We start from the raw sequence: 12,675 nt of genomic DNA, 5'->3' as shown, positions 1-12,675 counted from the left end.
TCAGTCCGCCTTCCCGATAGGATTGCCGCCCGCCTGCAGGCCGGTCTGTTCGGCAATCTTTCCATCCGGGGACGGCAGCGGCCGCGCCTCGACTTCCGCGCCGTTCTGCAGGCGTGCCTGGCCTGATACCACGACCTTCTGACCGACCGTCAGACCCTGGTTGACCACTGCGCGGCCATTGCCGCTCATGCCCACTTGGATCGGTGTCGCCACGGCCTTGCCGTCATCGCCGATCACATAGGCGAAAAGGCCTGACGGCCCATGCTGGACGGCATCCTCGGGCACCACGAGGACTTGCTTGAGCGTGTCGACGAGCAAGCGGGTATCGACCGACAGGCCCGGCCAGAGCGCATTGTCGGCGTTGTCGAAACGCGCCTTCAGGCTGATCGTGCCTGTCGCCTGGTTGACGGTGTTGTCGATCACCGCCAGCGTGCCGCGCGAAAGAACGGTCTGGCCATCGGAGCTCAGGGCCTCGACCGGCGCCGGCCCGCGATCGAAAGCCTTGGCAATGGCCGGCAGCAGGTCCTGAGGTTCGGTGAACTGCACCGCGATAGGCTGGAGCTGGGCGATGGTGACGATGCCATTCTGGTCGGCGGCATGCACGATGTTGCCTGGGTCGATCTGGCGGAAGCCGGTGCGGCCGGTGAAGGGCGCCTTGATCGTGGTGTAGTCGAGATTGGTGCGAGCATTGTCGATGGCCGCCTCGTCGCCCTGGATCTGTGCCTTGACCTGGTCGACCAGGGCCTGCTGGGTGTCCACGGCCTGCTGCGATTCGAAGCTCTTCTGGGCAAGGTTCTGGAAGCGCTGCAGGTTGAGCTGGTCGTTCCTGAGGCTGGCCTCGTCCTGAGCCTTCTTGGCGATCGCCTGGTCCAGCGCTGCCTGATAGGGGCGTCTGTCGATCTCCACCAGCGGATCGCCCTGCTTGACCATCTGGCCCTGCTTGAAGAACATCCTGGTGATCTCGCCGTCGACCCGGCTCCTCACCGTCACCGTCTTGAAGGGGGAAACCGTGCCCAAACCGTCGACCTCGACGGGATAGTCGGCCTTCACTGCCTGCGCGAAGGTGACCGGCACCTTGGCGGGCGCGGCCTGCGCCTGGGGTGCTGGTGCCGCCTGCGCGAGATGGCGCCAGGCCGCGTAGCTTCCCAGCCCGAGCATCAGGATTGCCAGCCCGGCGGGCCAGCGGCGCCGTCTGGGTTTACGTTCGATATTCATGAGTCCGATCCGTCGCAATGGTCCCGCCCACGGGCAGGTGCAAGGTTTCGAATCCGATTTGTGACGGCGATGACGACGGAAGTGTGGGCCAGTGTTAAGGGATGTTTCTGTCCGACTTCGATTGGTGTCCAAAGGCCCCGGATCACCCCATCGTGATAGCGTGTGATGGGATCGCGGCCGTCGATTCACTCTGCCGCGGCAGGCGTTCGGGGCGCCGGCGCGAGCAGCTCATTGCCGACATTGCGCGGCAAGGTGAGGAAGATCAGGCCCGAGGTCATGGCGATCACCCCGATCATCAGGAACACCGGCGGGAAGACCGGCGCGGTGAGATGGCTGGCGCCGTGCAAATGCATCGACGTCTCCAGCGCCAGCGCGGCGACGGAGACGCCGACCGAACCTGCCAGCTCCTGCAGCACCGAGGTCATCGAGGTGACCCGGCCCATCAGCTCGGGCGGAATGTCCGAGACACCGGCAATGTTGATCGAGGTGAATTGCAGCGAGCGGGTGAAACCGGCGGCGAGCAAGGTGAGCGAGATCATCAGCACCGGCATGCCGGCATGGAACAGGGCCGGGGCCGCCACCAGCACGGAGGACAGCACGGCGTTCCAGGTCAGCACCCGCCGGAAGCCGAGCCGACGCAGGATCGGGCCGGCCAGGGCCTTCATGGCCATGGCACCGGCGCCGGTAGCGAGCGTCAGCAGACCTGACTGGAACGGGCTGAAATCGAAGCCGAGCTGGAAATAGAGCGCAAGCAGGAAGGGCGTGGCGCCGACGCCGATACGGAACAGGAAGCCGCCGCCAATCGCCGCCCGGAAGGTGGGAAAGCGCAGCAGCCTCAATTCGATCAGCGGGTTGGCGACCCGCCCGGCGTGGTGGACATAGAGGCCGATCAGGGCCAGACCCGCTATGGCGAGGCCGATATTGACGCTCACCGGCACCAGATCGAGGCCCGACAGCGTTGCCCCGCCCATCAGCGCCACCAGGCCCGGCGCCAGGATGAGGAAACCGATGAGGTCAAAGGGCCGTCGCTCGTCGTCGCGCACATTGGGCACATAGAGACTGGCCAGGACGATGCCGAGCACGGCGATCGGAATGTTGATCCAGAAGATCAGTCGCCAGTGGAAATAGGTGGTGATGAAGCCGCCGAGCGGCGGCCCGCTGAGCGGGCCGAGCAGGGCTGGCAGGGTCAGCCACATCATGGCGTTGACGAGGTCGTGCTTGGGCGTGGTCTTGAGAATGATCAGCCGGCCAACCGGCGTCATCATCGCTCCGCCCATGCCCTGTACGATGCGGGCCGCCACCAGCTCGGTCAGGTTGGAGGACAGGCCACAGGCGATCGAGCCGAGGCCGAACACCACGATGGCGGCACGGAACACGGTGCGGGCGCCGAAGCGGTCGGCCATCCAGCCGGAGGTCGGGATGAAGATGGCGAGCGAGAGCAGATAGGAGGTGAGGGTGAGCTTGAGATAGATCGGGCTCGTGCCGAAATCGCGTGCGATGGTGGGCAGCGCCGTCGACAGCACCGTCGAGTCCAGATTTTCCATGAACAGGCCGGTGGCGATGATCAGCGGCAGCAATCGGCCCTGCGATTTCAGCCCCTCGCTCACGAGGGTGCTCTCCCCTTGCGGCCGCGCCTGCCCGGTTCGAGCCGTGTGACCAGCCCCTCCGGCACCGGACGCCCCTGGGCAATGCCGTTGAGCGCCATGTCGACCACGTCGCGCGTCACCTCGATGTCGGAGAGATAGTCGGCGCCCACCCCGATCCAGGCCATGCCGATCAGCAGCCGTGCCGCCATGTCGGCATCGTAGATCCGGGCCTCGCCGCGGCGCTGGGCTTCCTCGATCACCGTGATCAGACGCTGCGCGATGGCGCCGCGGCGGCGACGGAAGATGCGCCGCTTGGAATTTTCGCCCTCATTGAGGTCGCGGATGGTGCTGAGATGGGTGCGCACCGTGGGCACGATCTCGGCGACGAGATAGGTCAGGCGCTCGCGGAAATTGCCCTCGCGCAGCAGGGCGCTGTCGAGCCGGACCTCGAGATCGTCGAGCGTTTGGGCAAACACCGCCTCGAACAGGGCTTCCTTGCTGGAGAAATAGCGATAGACGGTGGCCTTGCCGATACCGGCCTCGAAAGCGATGTCATCGACCGAGGCCGAGTCATAGCCCTGGCGCGCGAAGATGCGACCGGCCGCGTCCAGCAAATTGTTGCGCCGAACGTCGCGCCAGTGCTCCTCGCCGGATGACTTGTCGTCCGTACGCTGCTCCATGATGGCCCCGAATCAAAACCCGCCGGTTACGGATAAAACCAGCGAGTCTCATTTCCTGCCCGAATTCCGGCAAAATTGGGAGAGGGTGAAGCAGGCGATCGGACACAATCGAGTGAGGATTGTTGCGGCCCGATGAAGCAAGGTCCTCTCAGCCCTAGTCCTTCAACAAGGTGAAGCCGGCCTTGGCGAAGGGCTTCTGGCCTTCGGAGGTCTTGAGATAGCTCAGGAAGCCAGCGGCGTCCGTGCTGTGCGAAGCTGCCGTCACACCGAAAGGATAGACGATCGGCTCATGCGAATCGGCGGGGAAGGTGGCGACGACCTTCACCTTCGGATCGGCAGCCGCATCGGTGGCATAGACCACGCCGAACTTGGCCTCGCCGCGCGCGACCAGCGCGAGGGCGGCACGGACATTGTCGGTCTGCGCGAATTTCGGCTCGACCGCCTTGAGAATGCCGAGCTTTTCGAAGGCGGCCCGCGCATATTTGCCGGCCGGCACCGTCTTCACCTCGCCCACGGCGATCTTGCCGTCACCGATGGCGCCGGCAAGATCGACGCCGGGCTTGAGATCCACCGTCGTGGCAGCATCGGCCGGCGCGATCAGCACCAGGGCGTTGCCAAGCAGCTTCACCACGCTGTCCTGCTTGATCAGCTTCTTGTCGACGCCGTATTTCATCCAGTCGAGATCGGCCGAGGCGAAGACATCGGCGGGCGCGCCCTGCTCGATCTGCTTCATCAGCGCCGAGGAGGCGGCATAGGAGATCACCACCTTCTTGCCCGAGCTTGCCGTCCAGGCCTTGGCCGCTTCGTCGAGCGAGCCCTTGAGGCTGGCCGCCGCAAAGACGGTGAGGTCACCGGCCTGGGCCTGCGCGGCCTTGGCGGCGGAAGCATCCTCGGCCTGCGCCATGGCGGGCGCGAAGACGAGGCTGACGGAGAGAGCGAGAAAAGCCCGGCGGGCAAAGCGCAGCATGGTGAAATCCCCTGACAGCCATGGTGGTTGTATACCCAGGGATATAGCGACGCGGGAGGGAGCGCAAGGCGGGCCGACAGGCGCGAATGTCGCGCCATGGCGGGCAGGCCTGGCCTAGCCAGCACGAATGGAACGGGACACGCCCTCCCCAACCCGGTGGGGGAGGCGTGTCGCGCTTCATTTTACCAAGCGCATACCCGACGATCGAGGTGTGCACGCATGGCTGTCCACTACGGCACCGCTTCTACGCGGCGACGCCCACGCCGATCGGGCAGGAGACGCCGGTGCCGCCCAGGCCGCAATAGCCGGCCGGGTTCTTGGCGAGATATTGCTGGTGATAGGCTTCCGCATAGTAGAAAGGCGGTGCCGCCAGGATCTCGGTGGTGACAGCGCCAAAGCCCTTGGCGGCGAGCGCCTCGTTGTAGCGCGCCTTGGCTGCCTCTGCTGCCTGGCGCTGCTTCTCGCTGGTGACATAGATGCCCGAGCGATATTGCGTGCCGATGTCGTTGCCCTGGCGCATGCCCTGAGTGGGATCATGCGCTTCGAAGAACACCTTCAGGAGCTGATCATAGGAGATGGTCTTGGGGTCGAACACCACCTTCACCACCTCATTGTGCCCGGTGAGGCCGGAACAGACTTCCTCATAGGTCGCATTGGGAGTGAGACCACCGGCATAGCCCACCGCGGTGACCAAAACACCCGGGGTCTGCCAGAATTTGCGCTCTGCGCCCCAGAAGCAGCCGAGGCCGAAATAGGCCGTCTCGCTGCCTTCGGGGTTAGGCCCCTTCAGGGCCGCGCCGTTGACGAAATGGGTATCTGCCGTCTCGATGGCCTCGCCGCGCCCCGGCAGGGCTTCGTCGGCGGAGGGAAACGCCGTCTTCTTGCGAAAGCCGAACATGGTTCTTCCTTCCTGAATTTGGGTGACTTCGCCAATATGGGGGCGCCGGATGCCGTTGTCAGGGGCGGCGCCGATCACGGATATGTCAGAGCCCGTCCTTGGCTCAGCCTGAAGTACAGCGCGCTTCACCTTGCCGTGAAAAAACGCCTTCATAGAGAAGGACTGGAATCTCCTTGCAGGGAGGGGTGCAACTCTTTTCCTTCCTGGTCACGAGCTTTATTTCGTCATTCTTTCTCTGCGAAAAGGTGGCCTCAGCGGTTTTTTCACCACCCGAAGCCCGCTTGCCGAAGAAATAGTAGAAATCCTCATATCTCCCCGGCGGACGACGTGACCCGAAACTCGCGACCGGCCCGCTGCCGCCATGCGGGTTGTCCCCAAGTACAGTCTGATAATCCGTCCAGGCGACCTCCTTGCCCATGCGCAAGATAAGGTTTCCGCATCGATCGCCCTCACCGACCTGAATACCGCAATAGCCTCCCTCGCAAGCAACGATATCCAGTTGGCCGATGCGCCATTGGCTCTTCGATCGCTCGGAAGTGGCTTGTTCGGCCCACCGGCCGAGGATCGGCTTGCTCACCGGTTTGAACTCCTGGCCCCGCGCCGGCCCTGCGCTCCCGTAAGACAAGGCGGTGATGCAGGCCGCCATGAAAGCCGCCATGACATACTCGAAGATCAGTCGGCGAGATGCGGCCCCGCTCATGCTTCGCTCACAGATGCGAGACATAGCCGATCCGGCTTGCCGGCGGACGCCCCAGCCAGAAGAGCAGGCCCGAAACCAGCACCAGCACCAGAGCAAAGGGCAGGCCGAGCAAAGGCGAGACCAGGTTGTTCCACAAGAAGACCGAAAGCGAGGCCTCCACCCAGGCGCGCATCCGGTCGAAACTCGCAGGGCCGAGCCAGAGCCAGACCGCGCGCACCGGCAGGAAGACGAGATGATTGTCGGCGATCGAGCGCGTACCGTCGACCACCGCGGCCACGAAGGCGCCGGCAGCCAGGAACAAGCCGAGCGAACGAGCCAGAAAACGCATCACGCACTCCACCATCGCGCGCTCCCGCCGACGATGGCAGGGCTCATGCCAGTTTAGCGCAGGGGGCCCCTTTGCGCGTAGGAAATTCGAGCTCGAAGGTGAACGGCCCCGAAGAGACGGGCAGGCGCTCCGTTCCGAGCCACCGAATTGAAAGCATATTCCCCTTCAAAAAACTGCAATCTCCCGTTTACAAATTGCGCCGACATCGCCATAAGCACCGCTCGACGGAAGGGTGGCCGAGTGGTTGAAGGCGCACGCCTGGAAAGTGTGTATACGGGAAACCGTATCGCGGGTTCGAATCCCGCCCCTTCCGCCACCTTGCAGAAAGTGCCAGCTCAGCGAGCGATTTTCCGCCGCTTTCCCTCCAAAACCCTATGTTTAAGTAACAGCTCTCCGGATTATCCGTTCAGTCCTCTACGCCAGGATATCGCGGTGGATCACGTCGGTGGGACATTACACTTGAAAGCGCTCGGTAGGGCGTTTTCAGGATCAGGCACAGATCGGCAGACGGGATCCGCCGCGTTAAGTTTGGACAGTTCCACGGAAGCGGCTCATCAAGTGGGCCTTGGCCGATGCGATCAAACCCATCGGCAAGCCTCGCTCGCGGCGTAGTAACGAACACTCTGCCGGCTGCACCACCTCACCGGACACCGCTTTTCCGGAGGGCGCCCCAGATCTGCTTCATGCCTCTATTCCCCGCCCAGCACCCCAAAGCGTTTTTTCGCGGCCTCGGTGAACGGCATGAACAGCGAAACGGCCGTTCCTTCGGGATCACGGAACTGCACCGAGCGGTTGCCCCAAGGCATCAGCTTCGGCTCGTGCACAACTTCGACCTCCTGCCTCAGGCGCTCGAATTCCGCATCGACATCATCGACCATGAACTCGAGGATGGCCGTCCGGTTGGCGCGCGGTTCGGCACTGCCTTCCCGGAACAGGGCGACGGTCTCCGCGCTTCCAATGGCAAGTGTGGCACCCGGCGTTACAATTTCGGCAAAGACCGGAGCGAGCCAGGTAGCGGGGCAGCCCGTCACCAGTTCGTAGAAGCCAACCATTGCTTTGACGTCGGCGGCTATCAGGCGGGTTGAAGCAAGTTTCATGATTTGAACCTTTCGCATGGTGTCCAGGGCGCGGACACGGCGGAAGGACTTGTCGCACAGCGCTGTTGCCACCATGATGGCAACAGGAGTCATCATTTCATGCGCCGCGCCGACCGGTTGTTCCAGATCATCCAGATTTTACGCCGGTCGAGCCGCCCGGTGACGGCAGCCGCACTGGCGGACGAAGTCGAAGTTTCAAAGCGAACCATCTACCGGGACATCGCCGACCTGGTCGGCCAGCGGGTTCCGATCGTCGGAGCACCCGGCTTCGGCTTTCTGCTCGATGCCGATTACGACATGCCGCCCTTGATGTTGACGCCGGACGAAATCGAGGCGGTGGTGCTTGGCGCGCAATGGGTCGAAGGGCGTGGCGACAAGGTGCTGTCGGGAGCGGCCCGCGATGTCATCGCCAAGATTGCAGCCGTTGTACCGGAGCGCCTGAGGCCGTTTATCGCCGAACCGAGCATTGGCCCCAAGCCGAGCACCATCGTCGCCGAAGATGCCGTGGACACCACCGAACTGCGGCGCGCGATCCGCGAAAGCCGCAAACTGCGCCTGCGCTATCGCGCCGAGACGGGCGAGGAAGCCGAACGCACCGTCTGGCCGGTCATCCTCGGTTATGCCGAAGCAAGCCGCCTCCTCATTGGTTGGTGTGAGACAAGGCAGGCGTTCCGTCATTTTCGTACCGACCGGATGATCGAAGCCGAGGTATTGCAGGAAACCAATGGCCTGCCGAAGGGAGAATTGCGCCGCCGCTGGCAGCATCATCGTGAGACATGGCGCGCAACACATAGACCGACGTGATCGGCTGTCGACGAGATTGGCCATATTTCGTAGGAAGGCTACTCGGCAAGACAGTTGCCTTGGTAAGGACATCGCACCATGAGCTTGGCGAGCGACGCGCGTTTCTGGGATCGGAGTTCGCGCAAATATGCCAGGGGAGCGATTGCAGACCAGGCCGGCTATGAGCGTACGCTGCAGCGAACCCGGGCCTTGCTGGGACCCGGCGACCGGGTGCTGGAACTGGGATGCGGCACGGGAACGACGGCACTCGTGCTCGCAAGCGGGGTCCAGTCCTATCTCGCGACCGATATCTCGGCCGGCATGATCGCGATCGCCGAGGAGAAACACGCTGCAGCTCCCGCCCCGAGCCTGGCCTTTCGCATCGCCACCGCGGAAGCGCTCCTTCCCGACGCCGCCAAGTTCAATGCGGTTCTAGGCTTCAACTATCTGCATCTGGTTCGCGACCTGCCCGGCACGCTGCGCCGCGTCCATGCCTTGCTGGCGGCGGAGGGCCTGCTCATCTCCAAAACCCCCTGCGTGGGTGAGATGAATCCCCTCATCCGGCTTGCCTTGCCCGTCATGCGCGCACTCGGCCTGGCGCCTCATGCCGGCGTATTTCGGGTCTCGGCGCTCACCCGGCAGATATCTGCCGCCGGCTTCGAGATTCTCGCCGTCGAGAACCACGCGACAAAGGGCGACGACAACCGGCCTTACATCGTGGCGCGCAAGACCTAGGTAGAATTTCCCGGTGAGGCCCGCGGATGGGTCTCGCTCGGAAATTCTGCAAGTGTTTGATATCCTGCAGGTTCCTCTTGATCGCGCCCCTGGCTCGATCAAGAGGAACCTGCTTAGGCGCAAGAGCCATCATCGGCAGATCAGCGGCTCGGCAGGCATGGACTCTGCCACACAATCCCCTTGACTCTCCCTTTTCCCGCGCGCATTGAGTTAACTTGTATATACATATTACATCATAAAACATTTGCACATCAGCTCTTGGGAGGGGCGGCATGGCAGCAGAGACGGGCGCGATCGAGAAACGGACGATCGACCGGATTCCGGAGGGCGAGCGGCATGGCTCCTCCTTCAACCAGTTCACCTTGTGGTTCGGCGCGAATTTGCAGATCACCGCCGTGGTCGACGGCGCGCTTTCGATCGTATTCGGTGCCGAGGCGCTTACGGCCATCATCGGCCTGGCCATCGGCAACCTCCTCGGCGGCGCCGTGATGGCCCTGCATTCGGCGCAGGGGCCGCGTCTCGGCCTGCCGCAGATGATCTCCTCGCGCGCCCAGTTCGGCGTGAAGGGCGCCACTTTGCCCCTCCTCCTCACCGTGGTGATGTATCTGGGCTTTGCAGCCACCGGAACCGTGCTCTCGGGCCAGGCGATCAACTTGATGTTTGGCGTGGAAACACCCGCCTTCGGCATGATCGCCTTCGGCTTGATCACCGTGATCGTCGCGGTGGTGGGTTACAAACTCATCCACATCATCGGACGCATCGCCACCGTGGTCGGCATCCTGGGCTTTGCCTATCTCGCTTTCCGGCTGTTCGGGCAATACAACGTTGCCGACGCCTTCGGCCAGAAGCCCTTCACCATGGCGACCTTCCTGCTCGCCATCGCGCTCGCTGCCGGCTGGCAGCTGACCTTCGCCCCCTATGTCGCCGATTATTCGCGCTATCTGCCCTCCTCCACCCCGGCTTCGGTGACCTTCTGGTCCACCCTGCTCGGCTCGGCCGTGGGCGCGCAGATCTCCATGACCTTCGGCGCCGTGGTGGCGGCCCTGGGCGGCAAATTCCTGGCCAACCAGGTCGGCTTCCTCGGCGAGCTCGCCGGGCCAAGCGTGGCCGTGCTGGTCTATATCGTCATCGTCACCAACAAGCTGACGGTGAACTGCCTCAACGCCTATGGCGGCTCGATGACCCTGCTCACCACGGTAAGCGCCTATGCCGGCCAGCGCAGCGTGTCACAGGTAGCACGCGTGGCCTATATCCTGCTCTTCGTGGCCGGCTCCGTGGTGATCGCCCTGTTCGCCAGCGCCCACTTCCTCTCGGCCTTCAAGAACTTCATGCTGCTGCTGCTGGCGGTCTTCGTGCCCTGGAGCGCGGTCAACCTCGTCGACTACTACCTGATCTCCAAGGAGAAGGTGGACGTTCCCGCCCTCTACGACGTTTCGGGCCGTTACGGCGCCTACAACTGGACGGCGCTGGGCTGCTACCTCTTCGGCGTGCTGGTCCAGATCCCCTTCCTGAACCAGGCGCTCTATGAGGGGCCGATCGCCAAGATGCTCGACGACGCCGACATCTCCTGGATCGTCAGCCTGGTGGCGACCTCGGTGGTCTATTATGCCCTGGCCCGGGGCCGCGCCAACGTCCCCAACGAGATGATCCTGCCCGAGGAAAAGACCGCGCGGGCGTGAGGGGCGCAGTCCTCACGTCAATAGCTCCACGCTGCCCCTCACCCTTACCCTCTCCCCGCAAGAGCGGGGCGAGGGGACTTTGGTGGTGCGCTTGTGCTGGAACGGCTTCATCTCGCCCAACCGCTGGTCGAGATGAGAGATCTGAGGATAAATCGCGACGCCTGTGCCTCCCTCGCCCCGCTCTTGCGGGGAGAGGGTAAGGGTGAGGGTGAGGGGCAGCACGAACCGACACCATTTGTGGTCGTTTCGCTTTCCTAAGGCTTGCTCCGTGCCCGCTCGAGGCCCTTGAGGATCTCCACGAACAATCGCACCTTGGCCGGGCGGAAACGCGCGGCCGGGTAGACCACATGGATGCCGCCCGCGGGCAGCGTCCAGTCCGCCAGCAATCGGACGAGCCGGCCCGCGGCGATGTCGCCGGCGACCAGGAAATCCGGAAAAACCGACAGGCCGGCCCCCGCCAGCACCATGGCATAGGCGGTGGGCGTCTTGTCCGCGTCGACGACGGCGCTGACCTCCACCGTCTCCCGTTCCCATTCCCCCCGCGAGAACAGCCAGCGTCCCGGCGTGCGCAAGGCATGGTTCGCCACGAAGGGCAGCGCTGCCAGCCCCTTGGGGTCGAGATCGCCAGGAAGGCCTGCGGCAAGCGCGGCCGAGCAGACCAGATGCTGCTGGAACGTGCCGAGCCGCTGGGCCTGGTTTGAGGAATCGGTGAGCCAGCCGACGCGCACGGCGACATCCACCTGCCCATCCACCAGATCCACCACGGTATCGTCGAAGGCGACTTCCACCCGCATATGGGGATAGCGCTGGCGAAAGGCGGCGACGGCGGGGGCGACAACCGCCCCGCCATAGTCGATCTGTGCCGCCAGAGTGAGGACGCCGGTCGGCTCCGCCGCGTCCTTGGAGATCTCCCCGAAGGCGGATTCGGCCTCGCGCAGGATCAAGGCGGCACGATCATAGAAGGCCCGCCCCGCCTCCGTCGCCTGCAGGCGGCGGGTGGTGCGCAGGATCAGGGTGACGCCGAGTTCCTCCTCCAACCTGCCGACCTGATGGCTGACCACCGCCTTGGCGACGCCGAGCCGCTCCCCCGCCGCCGTGAAGGAGCCGGTCTCGATCACCGCGGTGAAGAAGGCGAGCCGGTTGAGATTGAGAAGTTCGGACATGAGCTTGCTGCGCCAGGGTGCCTGCCACCCCAACCTTGCTGAAGGCGGCTATAGGGGAGAACAGCCTCGATTGCGCTTATTGTCTGATTTGATCAGACACTCTGTCAAATTGTTCGGGATTTTTCTTGGCCAGCCGACGAGCCATGTTGGAGGGCAAGGAGATTTCGATGTCCACCTCGCTTTCCCCACGCCAGGCCGCCAGCGGGCAGGTCGTGACCTATCTGTTCGATCCGCTCTGTGGCTGGTGCTATGGCGCTTCGCCGATGCTGCAGCGCCTGCGTGAGACCGGCGTCGCCATCAGGCCGCTGCCGACCGGCCTGTTCACGGGGCCGGGCGCCCGGCCGATGGATACGGGCTTTGCCGCCTATGCCTGGTCCAACGACCAGCGCATCGAGCGCCTCACCGGCCAGCGTTTCACCAAAGCCTATCGCAAGCAGGTGCTGGAAGCCGAAGGCGGCCTGTTCGATTCGGGGCCGGCCACGCTGGCACTGACTACCGCGGCCCTGACCGAGCCCGCACGTGAACTCGACGCCCTCGCGGCGATCCAGGCCGGACGCTATGTCGAGGGCCGCGACACGACCTCCCTCGCTTGCCTCACCGCGATCCTGCGCAGCGCGGGCTTCACGGCCGCCGCCGGCCGCCTCGCCGCGCCGGACGAGGCCCTGCTCGCGGCCAATCGTACCCGCATCGCCGAGGGGTGCAGCCTGATGGCCCGCCTCGGCGCCCAGGGCGTGCCGGCCCTCGCCCTGCAGCAGGACGGGCAGCAGCGGCTCATCGCCTCGAACGCGCTGTTCGGTAGTTTCGACAATCTCGTTTCCCACCTCAACGCCTGACGGCATCGATC

General features: G+C 64.1%; 13 protein-coding genes and 1 tRNA gene. 5 read left to right on the top strand and 9 right to left on the bottom strand.

Going from position 1 to position 12,675, the window contains the following annotated elements; all coding sequences use genetic code 11:
- The 7 genes from ACZYTC_RS20770 to ACZYTC_RS20740 form a co-directional block, all read right to left on the bottom strand.
- Positions 1-1,215, bottom strand: coding sequence for an efflux RND transporter periplasmic adaptor subunit (locus ACZYTC_RS20770; RefSeq protein WP_434958619.1), 1,215 nt, complete (start codon positions 1,213-1,215; stop codon positions 1-3).
- A gap of 185 nt (positions 1,216-1,400) precedes the next feature.
- Positions 1,401-2,822, bottom strand: a complete 1,422-nt coding sequence (locus ACZYTC_RS20765) for a DHA2 family efflux MFS transporter permease subunit (protein ID WP_488990446.1) — start codon at positions 2,820-2,822, stop codon at positions 1,401-1,403.
- Positions 2,819-3,481, bottom strand: a complete 663-nt coding sequence (locus tag ACZYTC_RS20760; protein ID WP_441770955.1) for a TetR/AcrR family transcriptional regulator — start codon at positions 3,479-3,481, stop codon at positions 2,819-2,821. The genes ACZYTC_RS20765 and ACZYTC_RS20760 overlap by 4 nt, the downstream gene beginning before the upstream one ends.
- 154 nt (positions 3,482-3,635) lie before the next feature.
- Complete coding sequence (gene modA / locus ACZYTC_RS20755) at positions 3,636-4,448, bottom strand: molybdate ABC transporter substrate-binding protein (RefSeq protein WP_434958622.1); 813 nt, start codon at positions 4,446-4,448, stop codon at positions 3,636-3,638.
- A gap of 244 nt (positions 4,449-4,692) precedes the next feature.
- Complete coding sequence (msrA, locus tag ACZYTC_RS20750) at positions 4,693-5,346, bottom strand: peptide-methionine (S)-S-oxide reductase MsrA (RefSeq protein WP_434958623.1); 654 nt, start codon at positions 5,344-5,346, stop codon at positions 4,693-4,695.
- Between the two features lie 103 nt (positions 5,347-5,449).
- Positions 5,450-6,046, bottom strand: coding sequence for a hypothetical protein (locus tag ACZYTC_RS20745; RefSeq protein WP_488990445.1), 597 nt, complete (start codon positions 6,044-6,046; stop codon positions 5,450-5,452).
- A gap of 7 nt (positions 6,047-6,053) precedes the next feature.
- Complete coding sequence (locus tag ACZYTC_RS20740) at positions 6,054-6,374, bottom strand: PetM family of cytochrome b6f complex subunit 7 (RefSeq protein WP_434958625.1); 321 nt, start codon at positions 6,372-6,374, stop codon at positions 6,054-6,056.
- A 226-nt stretch (positions 6,375-6,600) separates the two neighbouring features.
- Between ACZYTC_RS20740 and ACZYTC_RS20735 the strand changes: the two genes are divergently transcribed.
- Positions 6,601-6,690: transfer RNA gene (locus ACZYTC_RS20735), tRNA-Ser, on the top strand.
- A 373-nt stretch (positions 6,691-7,063) separates the two neighbouring features.
- Here ACZYTC_RS20735 and ACZYTC_RS20730 read toward each other — a convergent pair.
- Entirely contained in the window at positions 7,064-7,471 is a 408-nt protein-coding gene (locus ACZYTC_RS20730; RefSeq protein ID WP_441771186.1) for a VOC family protein, read from the bottom strand.
- 99 nt (positions 7,472-7,570) lie between these two features.
- Between ACZYTC_RS20730 and ACZYTC_RS20725 the strand changes: the two genes are divergently transcribed.
- From ACZYTC_RS20725 to ACZYTC_RS20715, 3 genes are all read left to right on the top strand, one after another.
- The gene (locus ACZYTC_RS20725) at positions 7,571-8,275 is read left to right on the top strand and encodes a helix-turn-helix transcriptional regulator (RefSeq protein WP_488990444.1); all 705 of its coding nucleotides are present in this window, start codon (positions 7,571-7,573) and stop codon (positions 8,273-8,275) included.
- 78 nt (positions 8,276-8,353) lie between these two features.
- Complete coding sequence (locus tag ACZYTC_RS20720) at positions 8,354-8,989, top strand: class I SAM-dependent methyltransferase (RefSeq protein WP_434958627.1); 636 nt, start codon at positions 8,354-8,356, stop codon at positions 8,987-8,989.
- Positions 8,990-9,261: 272 nt separating this feature from the next.
- Entirely contained in the window at positions 9,262-10,668 is a 1,407-nt protein-coding gene (locus tag ACZYTC_RS20715; protein ID WP_488990443.1) for a purine-cytosine permease family protein, read from the top strand.
- Positions 10,669-10,922: 254 nt separating this feature from the next.
- Here ACZYTC_RS20715 and ACZYTC_RS20710 read toward each other — a convergent pair whose 3' ends face one another.
- A complete protein-coding gene (locus tag ACZYTC_RS20710) occupies positions 10,923-11,831 on the bottom strand; it encodes a LysR family transcriptional regulator (RefSeq protein WP_454811196.1) in 909 nt (302 codons plus the stop codon).
- 167 nt (positions 11,832-11,998) lie between these two features.
- On the opposite strand from ACZYTC_RS20710, the gene ACZYTC_RS20705 reads away from it, so the two are divergent.
- Positions 11,999-12,664 (top strand): DsbA family protein, encoded by a 666-nt coding sequence (locus ACZYTC_RS20705; protein ID WP_488990442.1) that lies wholly within the window; start codon positions 11,999-12,001, stop codon positions 12,662-12,664.
- The last annotated feature ends 11 nt before the right edge of the window (positions 12,665-12,675 follow it).

Source organism: Labrys sp. F242, assembly GCF_057813875.1.
The sequence above is the reverse complement of the archived record's forward strand: the minus strand, read 5'-3'. Positions and strand labels throughout refer to the sequence as shown.